Raw genomic sequence first — 16,875 nt, 5'->3', positions numbered from 1 at the left:
TTTCGGGGGCGCCTTCATGACAGAGTGAGTGTCATGCCCTCTGGTGGCGTCTCGACGGCCGAGCTCGCGGACCTGCTTGCGGCGCTGCCCTTCGGCCACCGGCTGTGGGTGCGCGGCATGGGGCGGTGTCTCTACCCGCTGCTCCGCAGCGGGGACGCGGTGCGGCTGTTGCGCTGCGGGCCGGAGCGGCTGGCGCGCGGGGACGTGGCGCTGGTGCGGCATGGGCCCCGGCTGGCCGCGCAGGTGGTGCTTTCCACGGAGCCCTGGGTGACGGAGTCGCTGTTGGGCGGCACGGACGTGGCGGGCGGGGAGCTGGTGGGGCGCATCATCGCGCTCAAGCGCGGGCGGTGGGTGATGCGGCTGCCCAGGCCCACGCGGCCGGCGCTGTTCCTCTTGCAGCGCACCCTGTCCGGCGTGTGGACGAAGCCCGCGTCCCGCGCCGTGTTCCGCCACCTGCGCGACCTGTTCTCCGGGTGGACGAAGCCGCTGCGCCGCCAGTTCGTGGGGCCGCTGGAAATCCGGCTGGTGCGCCCGGAGGACCTGGACGCGCTGCTCGCCTTCGCCACGGAGCGGCTGGTGGTGTCCGGCACCTTCCTGCGCCGGCAGCTGCGCGACCGGTGGGGCCTGCCGCAAGACAGGCGCGTGGGCGCGGCGGCGGGCGCGTTCGATGCGCAGGGGCACCTGCTCGGCTTCGCCTGGGCGGACGACTACCATCAGGAGGGGCTGTCCCTGGACGGCTTCTGGGTGCGCTCGCTGGTGGTGTCCCCCAAGGTGCGGCGCATGGGCGTGGCCACCGCGCTGGTGCGGTGCCTGGTGGAGGAGATCCACCGGCAGGGCGCGGACCGGCTCCACGCGGACATCGACGAGGACAACACCGCCTCCCTGCGGACCTTCTCCGGCCTGGGGTTCCACCCCGCGCCGGACGCGCTGACCGTCGCCACGAACCAGCAGTGGGACGCGGCCGGGGGGAGCAAGCGACTGGTCGTGCTGGTGCGCCCGCTCCCGGCCTGACGCCGGATGGGAGTTGCGCTCTTCCCGTGGCTGGGCCAAACGGCAGGGCGTCCTGCTTCAGGCCGCGGGCAGGGAAGGGTGGATCCGGTGTCTGAAGGGCGTGAGGGTGCGCAGTGGAAGGCGGACGGGGCGCTGGTGCTCCTCACGGTCTTCTGGGGACTGACGTTCGTGGTGGTGAAGGACGCGCTCGCGTTCGCGGATCCGTTCACGTTCCTCACCCTGCGCTTCATCGTGGGCGCGGCGGTGCTGGCCGTCATCGCGCGCGGGCGGATGTTCGCGCCCGGCATCATCCCCAAGGGGCTGCTGCTGGCGGTGGTGCTGTTCCTGTGCTTCGCGCTCCAGACCGTGGGGCTGACGGACACCACGCCGTCGCGCGCGGCGTTCCTCACCGGCCTCAACGTCCTCTTCGTCCCGCTGCTGTCCATGGTGCTGCTCCGGCGCATGCCCCGGTGGGGCACCTCCGTGGGCGTGGTGCTGGCGGCGGTGGGGCTGTACTGGCTGACGCGGCCCACTCCGAACGACGCGATGTCCGGGGGCGGCTTGCGCCTGGGGGACTGGCTGTCCATCGGGTGCGCGTTGGCGTACGCGGGGCACATCCTGCTCACCGAGCGCTTCGCCACGAAGGACAACGCCCTGGGGCTGGTGGCGGTGCAGCTCATCGGCGTGGCGGTGATGTCCGCGCTGTGCCTGCCCTTCGTGGAGCGCAAGCTGGAGTGGAGCCAGCCGCTGGTGGTGGCGGTGCTCGCGTGTGGCGTGCTCGCGAGCGCGGTGGCCATCCTGGTGCAGACCTGGGGCCAGGCGCGCACCTCCGCGGTGCGCGCGGCGCTCATCTTCGCGCTGGAGCCGGTGTTCGCCTCGGCCTACTCCGTGGCGGTGGGCCGCGAGGTGCTGGGCGCCAAGGAGTGGCTGGGCGGCGCGCTCATCGTCGTGGGCGTCTTCGCGTCGGAGCTGGGCGCGGCGGTGTGGGACGGATGGCGGGCACGGGGCCGCACGCCCGCCGCCTGAGCATCCGACGCGGCTCCGCCCGGGAGCGCGAGCGGCCGGGCCGCGCTATAGACAGCGCCCATCCCATGAGCGTGGAGCTGAGACGCAACGGCCTGCACCTGACGGGCACGCCCCTGTCGCTGGACGCGAAGCGCAAGTCGCCGCTGTCCTTCGTCAGTCACGGGCACTCGGACCACATCGCCCGCCACGAGAGCACCATCGCCACGGCCGCCACGCTGCGCTTCATGGCCCACCGGTTGGGGCCGGTGGCGTCCCCGCTGTCCGTGCCGTTCCGCCGCCCGTTCGAGCTGGGGCCGCTGCTCCTGGAGCTGTTGCCCGCGGGCCACATCCTGGGCAGCGCGCAGCTGCGCGTCACGCGCGCGGATGGCAAGCGCATCGTCTACACGGGGGACCTCAACACCGCGCCGTCGCTCACCGCGGAGGCCACGGAGGTCGCGACCTGCGACACGCTGGTCATCGAGTCCACCTTCGGGCACCCGCGCTACCGCTTCCCGCCGCGCCCGGAGGTGCTGGGGCAGGTGGAGACGTGGCTGCGCGCGCAGCTGAACCGGGGCGTGACGCCGGTGCTACTGGGCTATCCCCTGGGCAAGAGCCAGGAGGCGATGAAGCAGCTGGCCCTGCGCGGCTTCCACCTGGTGGCGCATCCGTCCATCTTCGAGGTCGCGGAGCTGTACGCGGAGCTGGGCGTCCCCATCGAGAACCTGCGCTGCTACGACGGCCGCGTGGAGCCGGGCGAGGTGCTCTTCTTCCCGCCGCACCTGGCGCGAGGCGGGGCCCTGGCGCCGCACTGGCCCCGGGCGACGGCGGTGCTCACCGGCTGGGCCATGGACCCCGGCGGCGCGCGGCGCTACGGCGCGGACGTGGCCTTCCCGCTGTCGGACCACGCGGACTTCCCGTCCCTCCTGCGCTACGTGAAGGACACCGGCGCGCGGGACGTCATCACCTGCCACGGCTTCGCGGAGGAGCTGGCCCAGGCGCTGCGCGACGCGGGCACGGACGCCCGCCCGCTGGGCAAGCCACAGCAGATGACCCTGTTTTGATTTCGCCGCGCCGGCGTGTTGGAACGGGCGCCCGATATGCCCACTCCTGCTCCCTCGCTGACCGGACACCTGGCCAACGTGCTGCTGTGCACGGACGCTGAACCCAAGCGCTTCGTCACCCGGGAGGTCCCCGAGGTGACGGTCGACTTCGCGGGCATCGTCGGAGACCGGCACGCGGGCCTCACGCGCAAGGCGGACGTGCGGGTGCCGTGGTTCCCCAAGGGCACGCTCATCCGCAACACCCGGCAGCTCTCCATCGTGTCACGCGAGGAGCTGGTGGAGGTGGCGCTCACGCTGGGCGTGCCGCACGTGCTGGCGTCGTGGCTGGGCGCGAACCTGGAGCTCGTGGGCGTGCCGCGGCTGACGCACCTTCCGCCGGGGACGCGGCTGTTCTTCCCGGAAGAGGCCACGCTGGTGATGGAAGGGGAGAACCAGCCCTGCGTGGGGCCGGGCCGCGTGATTGAGGCGCACCACCCGGACCGGAAGGGGCTGGCGGGCCGCTTCGTGAAGGCCGCGTGGCAGAAGCGCGGGCTGGTGGGCTGGGTGGAGCGCCCGGGCCTCATCCGCGCGGGCGACGCGGTGCGCGTGATGCTGCCGCCGCCGGTGACGTACTCGCTGCCCTCCGCGCCTTCCGAATCGGAGGCGGCGGGCTGAGCGTCAGTGCAGGGACACGAAGATGCGCAGCTGCCAGGTGTCCTTCGTCACGGCCGGGAAGGAGTCGAAGCGGCTGTGGCGTTGGAACCAGTTCAGCTGCGAGCCCATCCCCAGGTTCTTGTACACGGGGAGGTCCACCTGCAGCTGGGCCTGGCGCACCCGGTGCGAGCCGCCCGAGCCGTCCACCACGAGCACGTGTTCGGCGCCCGCCTCCAGCGTGAGGACCTCCCAGTCCTCGCGCAGGTACGCCATCTGGAGCTGGAAGCCCAGGCCGGGGCCGTAGTCGTAGTCGCGGCCCTCGTTGCCCTCGCTGTCGGTGTGCTCGGAGGTGACGCCGGTGATGAGGCTGCCATCCACGAGCAGCGCGGTCCTCAGCCGGGAGCGGTTGGCGAACCGGTGCTCGTGCAGCAGGCCCGCATCCAGGGACTGGCCGCCCACCTCGTACGCGAGCGTGTCCGTATAATCGAGCTGCTGGAGCAGGCCCAGGCGCAGCTCGTCGCGCTCGGCGCTCCAGAGCGTGGCCTTCACGAGCAGGCCCTGCAGCCGCGCGTTGGTGACGAGGCTGTTCTCCCGGGTGGTGAACTGGACGCGCGCGTCGAAGGCGTCGAAGGGGTGGTGGAAGGTGCCCCGGTACATGTCGCCGTAGCGCAGGGCGCCCTGGATGAAGAACTGATCCTCGCCCCAGGCCAGGGACCTGCCGTCGCCCAGCTTGAGGTAGCCCAGCGAGGCCCAGCCCGCGATGTCGTCCGGCCACCACTCCGTCGGCGAGGGGCCATGGTGGGAAACGTCGCCGCGCAGCACGCGGTTGAAGCCGCGCACGGGGCTGATGATGCCGGCGGTCAGCTCGCGGACGAAGCGCTGCCGGCCCCGGACCTCCGTGTCCAGCACCAGCGAGGACAGCCGGTAGAGCGCTTCGCCCATGGCCACGCCGCCCACGGTCGTGTTGATGAGGTCATTGGCGGACGGCGGCTCGTTCTCCGCGAACAGCTCCCACTGCAGGCTGCCCAGGAAGGTGAGCGGCACCGCGGCCTCGTAAGGCAGGCCGTTGTCGCGCGCGGCCGTGTAGTAGAGGCCGCCGTGATACGGGTGGGCGAACTGGTTGGTGGAGAAGCCGTCCTGGTCCCAGACGAAGCCCGTGCGGAAGTTCTCCTTCCATACGGACGGGGAGATGTACGCCCAGTCCTTGTTCGCGATGTACCGGTCCCACGTCCAGACGACCAGGTTGATGGCGGTCACTTCCCCCAACGCAATCCACGGGTGGGGCCCGGGGGTGTCCCGGATGTCGTCCTCCTTCACGGGCGCATCCGCCGGCAGCGAGGGGTTCTCCTCGGTCGCGGGTGGACAGGGGGCCCACTGGGTCTCCTGGCCGGGCGAAAGCCGCGCCGCGCAGAGGGCCATGACGCTGGACGGAACCGAGCGCACCATGTCCTGTGGCGAACCGTCCGCGAACGCGACGCAGGCGCGCAGGGCGCACGCCAGCGCCACGCCTCGCGGCAGCCACGGCCCCCGGAATCCGCCGCGCCCTGGCGCCCGCCCGCCGTGCCCCATCCGGTCCGCCCGCCCCTCCGCGCGCGGCCCCATGCCGCGCACCCGGAAGGTAAGCAGTCAGGTGTTGGAAAGCGCCCCCGGGTCTCATCCTCACGGGCTGTGGACTAGTAGTGCACGGAGAGGAAGATGCGCAGTTGGTACGCCTCCTTCAGCACGTCCGGGTAGGTGTCGAAGCGGCTGTGGCGGTGGAACCAGTTCAGCTCCGTGCCCAGCCCCAGGTGTTCGAACACCGGGATGTCCGCCTGGAGCTGGCCGGTGAACACCTGGTGTGAGCCCTTGGATCCGTCCAGCACCATGATGTGGGAGGTGCTCGCCTCCAGCGTGAGGACCTCCCAGGCGCCGCGCATGTACGCCAGCTGGAGGTTCAAGCCCAGGCCGGGGCCGTAGTCGTAGTCGCGGTTCGCCTTGCCGCTGTGCTCGGACGAGATGCCGGTGATCAGGCTTCCGTCCAGGAGCAGCGCGGTCCTCAGCTTCGAGCGCTCGCTGAAATGTCGCTCGTGCAGGAGGCCGAACTCCAGGGACTGACCGCCCAGCTCGTACGCCTGCGTGTCCACGTGGCTGATCTGCTGGAGGAAGCCCAGGCGCAGCTCGTCCTTCTCCGTGCTCAAGAGGGATGACTTGGCGATCAACCCCTGGAGCTTCGAGTGGCTGATGAGGCTGCTCTCGGCGGTGGTGAACTGGACGCGCGCGTCGAAGGCGTCGAAGGGGCGGTGGAGGGGGCCCTGGTACATGTCGCCGTAGCGCATGGCGAGCTGGAGGAAGAACTGGTCCTCGCCCCAGGGCAGGGGCTGGCCGTCGCCCAGCTTGAGGTAGCCCACGGTCCCCCAGATGGACAGGTCGCGGGGCCTCCACTCCGTGGGCGTGGGTTCCTGGCGTGTCACGTCGCCGCGCACCACGCGGTTGAAGCCGCGCACGGGGCTCATGGCGGCGGCGGTGAGCTCGCGCACGAAGCGCTCACCGCCCCTGGCCTCCGTGTCGAGCACCAGCGAGGACAGCCGGTAGAGCGCCTCGCCCATGGCCATGCCGCCCACGGACGTGTTGAGGAGGTCGTTGACGGAGGGCGGCTCGTTCTCCGCGAACAGCTCCCACTGCGCGCTGCCAAACAGCGTGAAGGGCAGGGTGGCCAGGTAGGGCACGCCGTTGTCGCGCGCGGCCGTGAAATAGAGGCTGCCGTGGTACGGATGCGCGAACTGGTTGGTGAGGAAGCCGTCCGCGTCCCAGACGAAGCCCGTGCGCAGGTTCTCCTTCCACGAGTCCGGGCCCACCCGCGCCCACTCCGCGTTCGCGAGGACCCGGTCCCACGTCCAGACGAACAGGTTGATGGCGGTGATCTCCCCCACCGCCAGCCACGGGTGGGCCTCCCCCCGGGACGCGTCCTCGCGGACAGTCTCATCGTTCAGCGGGGCATCCGCTGGCGGCCCGGCCCGCTCGGGAGCGTTAGCGGGAGGTGGAGGGGCGTCCTCCCACCGCTCCTCCTGGGCGAAGGCAGGCCCGCTCAGCAGCAGTCCGCAGGCGAGCAGCGCGCCACGCGGAGGCCACGGACTTCCCGCTCCGCCGTGCCCCCGTCCGCGCCTGGCTCGCCCCATATCCCGCCCGCCGCACCCTCGCTCGCGGTGCCACGCCGCGTGCCCTGAAGGTAGGGAGCCGGGCGCGGGATGAACGCCTCCCCTGGGGATGAGAGCGGAAGGGCTTCCTGCACACAGGCGGCGCACGACATGAAAAGGCCCGGCGGGATGCGCGCGGGGCGCTCCGGCCGGGCCTCCACTGCTTCAGCTCCCGCGCCGCGGGAGGCGGGGCACTACGCCTCCGGCGACTGGACGATGAGCTTCTCCTTGCCGCACACGTCGCACCGCACGTGCACGAACAGGTCGTCGTCGCTCTCCTCGGGCACCTCGCCCTCGGGCACGCCCAGCTCCGCCTTGCCCAGCGCCGGCACCTTCGCCGGGATGTCCTGCGCCTTGAGCGACTGCACGTAGGTCATCTCGCGCTCGTGGCACTCGCGCACCTCCGGGCCGGACAGCCACTGCGGCTCCATGCCCTCCGGCAGCCGGCTGAGCAGCTCCAGGTTGGACACGGACTCCGCCAGGTACGCCAGGCGGCGCAGCCGCGCCTCCTCCGGCAGGGCCGCGAACACCTGGAAGCCCTCCAGCAGTGCCTGCCGGTCCTCGCCCGTGGCCGCGTTCGCCAGCTCCAGCGACGCGTCCGCCGACTCCAGCGCCTCGTCCCAGTTGTTCTCCGGGTTGAAGCCCGCCTCCAGCAGCGACGTGTACAGCTGCGCGGCCGCCAGCCGGCGACGCACCTCGTGCACGTGCTCCACCACCTCGTGCGTCAGGCGCAGCTCCAGCAGCGCCCCCGTGGTGCGCGGATCCACGGAGCCCGTGAGGTCGTCCACCTCCACCTCGGTGCGCAGCTCCGCCTTGAGCTGCTTCGCCGCGGCGAAGCGGAACAAGGGCAGCACGCCCACCTCGCGCAGGTACACCGCCGCGACGTTGGCCTCCTTGCCGCCCATGCGCAGCGCCTTCTGCGCGCGCTCCACCGCGCCGGGGTCCGCCGCGGGCTTCTTGTTCTCCAGCCGCGTCTTCACCGCCTCGCGGTAGAGCGTCTCCAGGGAGCTGCCCGGCGGCAGCCGCTGGGGCAAGAGCGGACGCAGGCCCGGCACGTCCAGCACCCAGAGCGGGGGCGCGCCCACGCGCTTGAGGGCGCGGAAGAAGAGCGAGCCCGGCGGATCCTGCGGCCGGAACGGGGGCAGCTCGTCCGGGTGCGGGGACGCCGCGCCGTCCATGGCGCCGCCCGCGTGCGTCTGGCCGAGCATCTTCTCGCGCTGCTCACGGGTGAACGCCGTGATGCCCTGCACCGGCGGGGGCGGCGGCGGCGGGGCCTCCTCGCCGTCCAGGCCCGTCACGCGGTCCATGTCCACGTCGTCCATCTCCAGGTCTTCCAGACCCTTGGCGCCCGTGAAGTCACAGCGCAGGAGCTTGAGCTTCTCGAAGACACAGCCTTCCAGGTTGGCGCCGCGGAAGTCGCAGTCCTGGAGGCGGCCCCCGTGGAAGTAGGCGTTGGTGAGGTCCGTGTCCCGGAAGTTCATCTTCGACAGGTCACAGCGCTCCCACTCGGAGCCCACCAGCTCCAGTCCGGAGAGGTCGGCGTTGGCGGAGAACAGCTGCGTGAACGTGGCGCCCGTCTGGCCGGTGGGCGCCTGGCCGGACTTGCGCAGCTTGTTCCATTCGGCGGAACCGTTCTGGAGCAGCTTCTCGATAGTTGGGGCTTTCGGCATGGACCCCGAATTATTCGTGTGCTCTGGTCCAGGCGCCAGCACAAATGATCGAGTACCGAATCGAAGCCGACACCGTCGGGATGCGGCTGGACAAGCACCTGCGCAAGCGGATGCCCAACGTCCCCGTCAGCCACCTCTTCAAGATGATCCGCACCAAGAAGGTGCGAGTGAACGGCAAGCGCGCGCAGCCAGAGCAGTTGCTTGTCGAAGGAGACGTGCTCACCATCCGCGGCACCGAAGAGCAGCTCACCCTCGCGGAGCGTCCGAAATCGGACCGTCCGCCCCCCCCGCCGCCACCGGTGGACCCCTCCCGGCTGGTCATCCTGATGGAAGACGACTGGCTCATGGCCGTGGACAAGCCCAGCGGAATGGCCGTCCATACCGGCAGCGGCATCACCGGGGGCACCCTGGTGGACTACGTCCGCGCCTACCTGGGCCCCAAGGCGACCCGCAACGACTTCACCGCCTCACCCGCCCACCGCCTGGACCGGGAGACCTCCGGCGTCATCCTGGTGGCCAAGCGCCGCCCGGCGATGGTGCATTTCACGGAAATCTTCACCCACGGCCACCCGAAGAAGCGCTACCTGACCCTGGTGAAGGGGAAGATGCCCAGGGACTCCGGGGTCATCGACCTGCCGCTCGCCGAGCACCAGCAGACGGCCGAATCCAAGGCCCGTCGGGGAGTGAACATGCAGGAGGCCGTCACCCGCTGGAAGGTCGTGCGCCAGTCGAGCGAGGCAGCCCTCCTCTCCTGCACCATCGAGACCGGGCGCACGCATCAGATAAGAAGGCACCTGGTCGCCGTGGGCCACCCGGTGGCGGGTGACAAGAAGTACGGAGACTTCGCCTTCAACCGCGATGTGCGGGCGCGCTGGGGGCTCAAACGTCTGTTCCTGCACGCCGAGCGCATCGAATTTCCGCACCCCGAGGATGACAGGAAGGTCGTCGTGGAGACCCCCATGCCATCCGAATTGAAGGACGTGCTGAAGCGGGCGGCGCTCCTCTAAGCCTTGAGCCCAGGACTCGACACAAACACGCATGGCCGACCCGAAGATTGACCGCAGCCGCTCCAAGCTGGTGCTCGACGGCGTTCCGCCCAAGCGCAACATCCTCGTGCGCTTGATGAAGCTCGCCGCCGTGCTGGGCCTCATGGGCGCCACCGCGGGCGTGCTCGCCGTCGTGGGTGCCTACTACGTCTTCTCCGACGGGCTGCCCGCCATCCCGAAGGTGGACGAGTACTGGCCGCCCATCGTCACGGAGGTCTACACCGACGACGCGGTGCTCGCGGGCGAGTTCTACAACGAGCGGCGCAAGGTGGTGCCCTACGAGCGCATCCCCAAGCGGCTGGTCCAGGCGTTCATCGCCAGCGAGGACTCCAGCTTCTTCGACCACTTCGGCGTGGACGTGCTGGGCACCACGCGCGCCGTCTCAAAGACGGTGATGACGAAGCTGGGCCTGCGCGCCGGCGGCGTGCAGGGCGGCTCCACGCTCACGCAGCAGACCGCGAAGGCGGTCCTCATCTCCGCGGAGGGCTACAAGGAGGCCACCGCGAAGACGCCCAAGCGCAAGATCCGCGAGGCCATCCTCGCCTTCCGGCTGGAGCAGGCGCTGACGAAGGAAGAGATTTTGTACCTCTACCTGAACAACGTCTTCCTCGGGCACCACAGCTACGGCGTGCAGAGCGCGGCGGAGAACTACTACCGCAAGGACGTGCGCGACCTGACGCTGGGGGAGATGACGCTCATCGCGGGCCTGCCCCAGGCGCCCAGCCGCTACTCGCCCTTCCTGCGTCCGGAGGCCGCGAAGAAGCGCCGCTCGTACGTGCTGGGCCGCATGCTGACGGAGGGCATGATTTCGAAGGCCGAGCACGACCAGGCCAACGCGGAGCCGGTGAAGGTGTACCCGGTGGAGGACGTCTTCCACGAGTTCGCCCCGTACTTCGTGGAGCAGGTGCGCAAGGACATCGTGGACCGCTACGGCAACCCGGTGCTGCTGAAGGAAGGCCTCAAGGTCTTCACCACCATGGACAGCGAGCGGCAGCGCGCGGCGCAGGACTCCGTGCTGGACGGCCTGATGTCCGTGGACAAGCGCCAGGGCTGGCGCGGTCCGGTGATGCAGCTGGCCACCGAGGCCGAGCGCAGCGCCTTCATCGCCAAGGCGAAGAAGGCCATGGGCAAGGAGGAACTCGTCGAGAACCGCCTCTACGTGGGCGTCGTCACCCGCATCGACGACGACGGCAAGGGCTCCGACGTGCAGGTGGGGCCGCACCAGGGCCGGCTGCCGCTGTTGGGCATGCGCTGGGCGCGCAAGGTGAACCCGGAGAGCTACTACCCGGCGAGCATGATCACCTCCGTCAAGAAGGCCGTGGCGGTGGGTGACGTCGTCGTCCTTCGTCACGTGGTGAAGAAGGAGCTCACGGACGACAAGGAGCAGTGGGACAAGAAGCTGGCGGAGGAGATCCCCGAGGAGGGCGTGAAGCTCTTCCGGCTGGAGCAGACGCCGGAGGCGCAGAGCGCGCTGGTCTCCATCGACCCGCATCGCCAGTACCTCACCGCGATGGTGGGCGGTTACGACTTCGACGACAACGAGTTCAACCGCGCCTTCCAGGCGTGCCGTCAGCCGGGTTCATCCTTCAAGCCGTTCGTGTACTCGGCGGCGCTGGAGCAGCTGAACTGGACGGAGGCCACCGTCATCGTGGACTCGCCCATCGTGGAGCACGACCCGGACAACAAGGTGTCGTGGAAGCCGGCCAACTACAGCGAGGAGTTCGTGGGTGACGTGCTGCTGCGCACGGCGCTGGTGAACTCCATGAACATCCCCGCGGTGAAGACGTTCGGCGCGGTGGGCGTGCACAACATGGCGGATTGGTCCAAGAAGCTGGGCCTGACGACGCCCATGAACATGGACTTCTCCGCGGCGCTCGGTTCGTCCTGCGTGTACCCGTTCGACCTGGCTTCCGCGTACGCGACCTTCAACCGCTACGGCCGCAAGAAGCCCACGTACTTCATCCGCAAGGTGGAGGACCGCTTCGGCCGCACGCTGGAGGACCATACGGCATTCGACGACGCGTGGGCCCCGCTGCAGGACCGCGTGGCCGCGGGCTACGCGCGCCTCTTCGAGCCGGGCGAGCAGGTGATGAGCGCGGAGACGGGCTTCATCCTCACGCACCTGTTGCGCGGCGTGGTGCTCCAGGGCACCGGCGGTCCCGCGCAGAAGCTGGGCAAGCCGGCGGCGGGCAAGACGGGCACGACGAACGACTCCTTCGACGCGTGGTTCGCGGCCTACACCAAGGACCTGGTGACGGTGGCGTGGGTGGGCTACGACCTGAACCCGCACCCGCTGGGCCGCTACGAGACGGGTGGCCGCGCGGCGCTGCCCATCTGGCTCAACTACATGAAGCGCGCGCTGGAGGGCCGGCCGCAGTCGGAGTTCTACCCCTGGCAGTCCATGCAGCTGGCGCGGCTCTACATCGACAAGAAGACGGGCAAGGTGTCCAGCCCCGGTGCCAAGGGCGCGGAGCTGATGTTCTTCAAGAAGGGCACGGAGCCGAAGGAAGCCGTGCCCGACAAGAACCAGGTCGGCGTGGACCAGTTCATGATGGGCGCGCAGTAGCCCGCGCGCCTCATCGCCTGAGCCTCGAGTGCAGTGCCCTTCAGGCGCCTTCGCGGAACGCACGCGAGGGCGCCTGATGTGCTTCCAGGGCCTTCTTCAGCGCGGCCACGTCCGGCCCGGCCTCCAGCACGGAGCGCGCGGCGGTGGGCAGCACCTGCCGCTCGCGGCCGGAGAAGAGCTTGGGCAAGTCGCTGAAGCCCGCGCCCTGCGAGCCGATGCCCGGCGTGAGCAGCAGCGCGCCGCCCAGCCGCTCCACCACGTCGCGGTCGGCTGGAGGCAGCGTGGCGCCCATCACCGCGCCCGCGGGCAGCACGCCGGGGCCGGCCTTCTCGTTCAGCTCGCGCAGGCCGTCCGCCACGGCCTGGGCCACGGTGCGGCCGTCGCCGCCCACCGCGTTCTGCACGGGCACGCCTTCCGGGTTGGACGAGCGCACCACCACGAAGGCGCAGGCCCCGTGGGCCCGCGCGCGCTCCACGGTCTTCGCGAGCGCGCCCAGGCCCAGGTACGCGGTGAAGGTGGCGGCGTCCACGTCGTACGCGCTGCCCCTGCCGAACAGCGATTCCGCGTAGGCGTCCATGGTGGACCCGATGTCGCCGCGCTTCACGTCCAGCAGCGTGAGGGTGCCCGCGGCGCGGAAGCGCTGGAGGACGCGCTGGAGCACGACGAGCCCTTCGGGGCCGTGGCGCTCGAAGAAGGCGCTCTGGGGCTTCACCACCGAGAGCGTCTCACCGGCCGCGTCGGCCAGCCGGTCGCAGAAGTCGGACAGGCCCTGCACCGTGTCCGGCAGGTTCCAGCGGGCGAGCACGTCGCGGGACGGGTCCAGGCCCAGGCAGAAGGGGGAGCGCTCGTCGGCGAGCTTCGCGAAGCGCTGTGCGAAGGACGGGGTCGTCATGGGAGGGCCTCCTCTCACTTCAGCCGGCGCGCGGTGGCGTCGAAGAGCGGATTGGGCATGACCTTCAGGACGCGCATGGGCGTGGCCAGCTGCCAGGGGAAGCTCACCTCCGCGGCGCCCGCGAAGATGGCGCGGCCCATGCGCGCGACGGCGTCCTCGGTCTCCATGAGGAAGGGCATGGGGAAGGTGTTCTTCGCGGTGAGCTCGCTCTTCACGAAGCCCGGGTAGACGCACGTCACCTGGACGCCGGTGCCCTTCAGGTCCACGCGCAGGCTCTCCAGGAAGGTGGCGAGGAAGGCCTTGGACGCGGAGTAGGCGGCGTGGCCCGCGAGCCCCCGCATCCCCGCGAGGCTGGACACGCCGACGATGTGGCCCCGGCGGCGCTCCACCATCTGCGGCAGCACCGCGCACAGCGTGGCGGCGGCGCCGGTGACGTTGGTGTCGATGATGGAGCGGGTGCGCTCCCAGTCCATGCGCTTGCCGTGCGTGGGGCCGCCGATGCCGGCGTTGGCCACCACCAGGTCCAGCCCGCCGCACTCCGCGTCGATGGCGCGGATGCGCTCCTGGGAGGGCTCCACGGCGCTGACGTCCATGACGACGGGCTCCACCGCGGCGCCCGCGGCCTGCGCCTCCGCGGAGAGGGCCTGCAAGTGCGTCAGCCGCCGGCCCGTCGCGAAGACGCGCACGCCGTGCTTCGCCAGCCACAGGGCCAGTCCACGTCCCAGGCCGCTCGAGGCGCCAGTCACCAGCGCCGTCCGGTAGGTCATCTCCGCCATGCCGTCCTCCGAAGGGTGTCGCAGCGGCCCGCCTTGTCGCACGGTTGCGCGTCCGAGGGCACGCAAAACACCTTTCCCCCACCGCGGGACGAGGTGCTGCCGCCAACGCGTTGACACCCTGGCGGGTGCTGCTGGGCGCGGTGGCGGCCTACGCAAGGCCGGCCGGCGCCCAGGCTCATCCTCCCCAGTGTGGGGCTTCAGCGGAACGGCGGCACCGGCTGGCTCTTGTACCACTCCGTCGCCTTCATCAGGTGCAGGTCGTGCTTGCCGCCGGGCCGCAGCTCGATGCCGCCCGTCACCGCGCCCAGCGACGCCAGCAGGGCGCCGGTGATGTTGCCCCGCACCAGGTCCAGGTGACCTTCCAGCGAGAAGCTCTCGCCCTTCGCCTTCAGCTCGCGCAGCTGGAGTCCGAACTCGTCGATCTGCACCTGCCCCGTCACCTCCACCTTCGGGATGTTGAGCAGGGACGTGAGGAAGCCGGGCAGCTTCTTGGACGAGGTGATGAGCGCGACGATGGGCTGCGTGTCGGTGAGCTGGCTTGAGAAGCGCGCCTTCAGCACCGTGGGGGACAGGGAGAGGCTGGCGCGCGGCAGGGTGAAGTTCCCGCTCCAGGCGCGGATGGGCACGTTGCCGTTGGAGGACACGTCCCTCAGCCGCAGCGTCGTCCCGCTCAGGCCCAGCTCCGTCATGTCCCAGGACAGGTGCCGCGCATCCACCTCCACCTCCGCGCGCAGGAGGACCTTGTTGGGCCCCATGCGTCCGGAGATGAGGTCCGTGTCCAGGCGCAGCTCCAGCGCGTTGCGCGCCTTCGCGCCCTTGCCCTTGGAGGGGTCCTCGCTGCGCACCGTCACGTGGCCGGAGTCGATTTCGAGCGTCTGCCCCAGCCACGGATTGAGCACGCGCAGGTCCAGGGACTTGCTCCTCGCCACGCGCAGCTCGGGCTGTAGCTCCAGGCCGGGCTGACCTTCCCGCCGCCGGGCCTGCACGGTGAGGGCGACCTCCGGGATGTCCAGGTCGTAGCCCTTGGGACCCGACATGTGCACGGGCGCGAAGGCCAGCCGCAGCGAACCCGACGGCCCTCCCTTCGGCTCCGGATCCATGGACGCCTGGAGGCTCCACGGAGCGTGCGCTCTCATGGGGCCTGCGCGCAGGTCCAGCGCTTCACCGGAGGCCTTGAGCTGGCTGCCCGGCGCCAGCGTGTTGCGCTCCATGCGCACGTCCAGGTCCATCCGCCCCGCGCCGCCGCGCAGCGACACGGGGGCGCTCGCGCCCAGCAGGTCGTTGAGCCAATCCAGGGGCAGCACGTCGATGCGCGTCTTCACCTGGCCGCCCAGGGCCTGGGAGAGGTCGTAGCCCTTTCCGGCCCGGAAGGGCGCGTCGAGCCGGGCGCGCGAGTCGAGCGACTCCAGCCGCGCCACGCGCTTGCCGTCCACTTCGATGAAGCCCTCGGCCACGCGCACCGACGGCAGGTCCACCTCGATGCGTTCACGGGACTGGAGGTTCAGCGTGCCGGTGACGTCCATCGCGCCCGCGAAGCGCACGCGGCTGAAGTCCAGCTCGCGCACCTCGTGCAGCGTGACGTCCTTCAGGTGGATGACCCAGGGCTTGCTGTTCGGGGCGGACGGTTCCGCGGGTGCGCCGGACGGCTCCAGGTGGAAGCGGGCGCCGTGCCCGTCGATGCCGTCCACGTCCACGCGCTTGCGCAAGAGGCCCGTGAGGGACATGCCCGCCTCCAGCGCGTCCACCTCCACCTTCCACCAGACGTTCGAGTCCTGCTGGGTGAGGGTGAAGCCCTTCAGGTGGAGCCGGCCCACGGGCCACAGCCACCACGCGCGCTGCCACGTCAGCTGCGTGCGGTCCGTCGCGCGGCCCATGATGGCCTGGGTGACGCCCGTGTTGAGCGCGACGTTGAGGGCGACCTCCAGCACCGCCACCGCCACCAGGGCCCACAGGGCGACGCGGCGCCAGCGCCTGCCGTTGGGGGCTGCGTCCTGCACGTCCGGGGAAGGGGAGACGGTCATGTCGCGAGGTTCCGGGAAGGGACCCTGGATGACTCATACTCCCGGGACGCACAAGGCGTGTTTCCTCGCGAAGATGGATTGGAAACACCGCCCATCGCTGCGCGAAGGCGTAGCTGCCGCCTCCGCGCCGCGGGCGTCCCTCAGTGAACGGGGGTGGCGCCGTTCTCCATCGTCGCCATCACCTGGTCGATGGAGAAGCTGGACGGGTGCTGGCGTGAGGGGAACTCCCGGAAGGTGGCCAGGAACCGGCCCACGATTGCCTGCGCGGGCACCATGACGAAGGCGCGGTCGATCATCCAGGTCTGCTCGTAGCCGTCCAGGTGGACCTTGAAGTGCTTGTCGCCCGCGTCATGGCCGTCGAGCAGCTTCTGCACGATGTCCGGCTCGCCCGCGGCGGCGACCAGCGTGGGCAGCCAATCCTCGGAGGAGAACAGCTCGTTGATCTGCGTGCCGGGCTTCACGACGCCGGGCCAGCGCACGACGCACGGGGCCCGGAACGCGCCCTCCCAGTTGGTGTCCTTCTCGCCGCGGAACGGCGTCATGCCGCCGTCCGGCCACATGCTCGTCATCGCGCCGTTGTCGGTGGTGTAGACGACGATGGTGTCGTCCGCGATGCCCAGCTGGTCCAGCTTGTCGAGCAGCCGTCCCACGTGTCCGTCGTACTCCACCATGCCGTCCGGGTAGAGCCCGATGCCCGTCTTGCCGTCCGCCTTGCTCTTGAGCACGCCGCGCGGGCCAAAGTGCTGCCGGAACGCGGGGGCCTTGGGGTAGTCCACGTTCTCCGGCTCCTCCTCCGCGTTGAGGTGGTAGAGGTTGCCGAAGAACTCGTCGAAGCCGTGCACGGTGGGCAGGAACTCGTCGCGGTCGCCCATGACGCCCAGGTTGTAGGCGCTGAGGTTCCAGTAGCCGGTGTCGTCTCCGAAGATGACCAGGATGTTGGGCTGCTTCTTCTTCGCGGACTTCGTCGCCACGCGGGCACGCTCCGGCGTCTGTGGTTGGGCGTAGGGATGGGGACGTGGCGGGCGTTGGACAAGCAGAAGGG

At 70.4% G+C, this 16,875-nt stretch carries 13 protein-coding genes; 6 read left to right on the top strand and 7 right to left on the bottom strand.

Annotated elements, in window-relative coordinates; all coding sequences use genetic code 11:
* Nucleotides 1-33 precede the first annotated feature (33 nt).
* From D7V80_RS34255 to D7V80_RS34240, 4 genes are all read left to right on the top strand, one after another.
* Complete coding sequence (locus D7V80_RS34255; RefSeq protein WP_199738929.1) at nucleotides 34-1,011, top strand: GNAT family N-acetyltransferase; 978 nt, start codon at nucleotides 34-36, stop codon at nucleotides 1,009-1,011.
* 87 nt (nucleotides 1,012-1,098) lie between these two features.
* Complete coding sequence (locus D7V80_RS34250) at nucleotides 1,099-2,016, top strand: DMT family transporter (RefSeq protein ID WP_233585920.1); 918 nt, start codon at nucleotides 1,099-1,101, stop codon at nucleotides 2,014-2,016.
* A 65-nt stretch (nucleotides 2,017-2,081) separates the two neighbouring features.
* Nucleotides 2,082-3,056: an MBL fold metallo-hydrolase gene (locus D7V80_RS34245; protein ID WP_120592096.1), complete on the top strand. Its 975-nt coding sequence runs from the start codon at nucleotides 2,082-2,084 to the stop codon at nucleotides 3,054-3,056.
* Nucleotides 3,057-3,092: 36 nt separating this feature from the next.
* Nucleotides 3,093-3,710, top strand: coding sequence for an MOSC domain-containing protein (locus tag D7V80_RS34240; RefSeq protein WP_120592094.1), 618 nt, complete (start codon nucleotides 3,093-3,095; stop codon nucleotides 3,708-3,710).
* A gap of 3 nt (nucleotides 3,711-3,713) precedes the next feature.
* On the opposite strand, the gene D7V80_RS34235 is transcribed toward D7V80_RS34240, so the two are convergent.
* From D7V80_RS34235 to D7V80_RS34225, 3 genes are all read right to left on the bottom strand, one after another.
* Complete coding sequence (locus D7V80_RS34235) at nucleotides 3,714-5,291, bottom strand: DUF3943 domain-containing protein (RefSeq protein WP_120592093.1); 1,578 nt, start codon at nucleotides 5,289-5,291, stop codon at nucleotides 3,714-3,716.
* Between the two features lie 71 nt (nucleotides 5,292-5,362).
* Nucleotides 5,363-6,598, bottom strand: a complete 1,236-nt coding sequence (locus D7V80_RS34230) for a DUF3943 domain-containing protein (protein WP_120592092.1) — start codon at nucleotides 6,596-6,598, stop codon at nucleotides 5,363-5,365.
* 458 nt (nucleotides 6,599-7,056) lie between these two features.
* The gene (locus tag D7V80_RS34225; protein WP_199738928.1) at nucleotides 7,057-8,532 is read right to left on the bottom strand and encodes a pentapeptide repeat-containing protein; all 1,476 of its coding nucleotides are present in this window, start codon (nucleotides 8,530-8,532) and stop codon (nucleotides 7,057-7,059) included.
* Nucleotides 8,533-8,576: 44 nt separating this feature from the next.
* Between D7V80_RS34225 and D7V80_RS34220 the strand changes: the two genes are divergently transcribed.
* Both D7V80_RS34220 and D7V80_RS34215 read left to right on the top strand, forming a co-directional pair.
* The gene (locus D7V80_RS34220; RefSeq protein WP_120592090.1) at nucleotides 8,577-9,539 is read left to right on the top strand and encodes an RluA family pseudouridine synthase; all 963 of its coding nucleotides are present in this window, start codon (nucleotides 8,577-8,579) and stop codon (nucleotides 9,537-9,539) included.
* A 31-nt stretch (nucleotides 9,540-9,570) separates the two neighbouring features.
* Nucleotides 9,571-12,144: a penicillin-binding protein 1A gene (locus D7V80_RS34215; protein WP_120592089.1), complete on the top strand. Its 2,574-nt coding sequence runs from the start codon at nucleotides 9,571-9,573 to the stop codon at nucleotides 12,142-12,144.
* 40 nt (nucleotides 12,145-12,184) lie between these two features.
* Here D7V80_RS34215 and pyrF read toward each other — a convergent pair whose 3' ends face one another.
* From pyrF to D7V80_RS34195, 4 genes are all read right to left on the bottom strand, one after another.
* Nucleotides 12,185-13,036: an orotidine-5'-phosphate decarboxylase gene (gene pyrF, locus D7V80_RS34210; protein WP_120592088.1), complete on the bottom strand. Its 852-nt coding sequence runs from the start codon at nucleotides 13,034-13,036 to the stop codon at nucleotides 12,185-12,187.
* 14 nt (nucleotides 13,037-13,050) lie between these two features.
* A complete protein-coding gene (locus tag D7V80_RS34205) occupies nucleotides 13,051-13,812 on the bottom strand; it encodes an SDR family NAD(P)-dependent oxidoreductase (RefSeq protein ID WP_120592087.1) in 762 nt (253 codons plus the stop codon).
* A 197-nt stretch (nucleotides 13,813-14,009) separates the two neighbouring features.
* Nucleotides 14,010-15,833, bottom strand: a complete 1,824-nt coding sequence (locus tag D7V80_RS34200) for a hypothetical protein (protein ID WP_120592086.1) — start codon at nucleotides 15,831-15,833, stop codon at nucleotides 14,010-14,012.
* Between the two features lie 140 nt (nucleotides 15,834-15,973).
* Nucleotides 15,974-16,804 carry a sulfatase-like hydrolase/transferase gene (locus D7V80_RS34195; RefSeq protein WP_120592085.1) on the bottom strand — a complete coding sequence of 277 codons (831 nt, stop codon included), beginning with the start codon at nucleotides 16,802-16,804 and terminating at the stop codon, nucleotides 15,974-15,976.
* Nucleotides 16,805-16,875: the final 71 nt, after the last annotated feature.

This window comes from Corallococcus sp. CA054B, assembly GCF_003611625.1.
In the GTDB taxonomy this organism is placed as follows: Bacteria; Myxococcota; Myxococcia; order Myxococcales; family Myxococcaceae; genus Corallococcus; species Corallococcus coralloides.
Note: the sequence above shows the minus strand (reverse complement) of the source record. Positions and strands in the feature narration are given on the sequence as shown.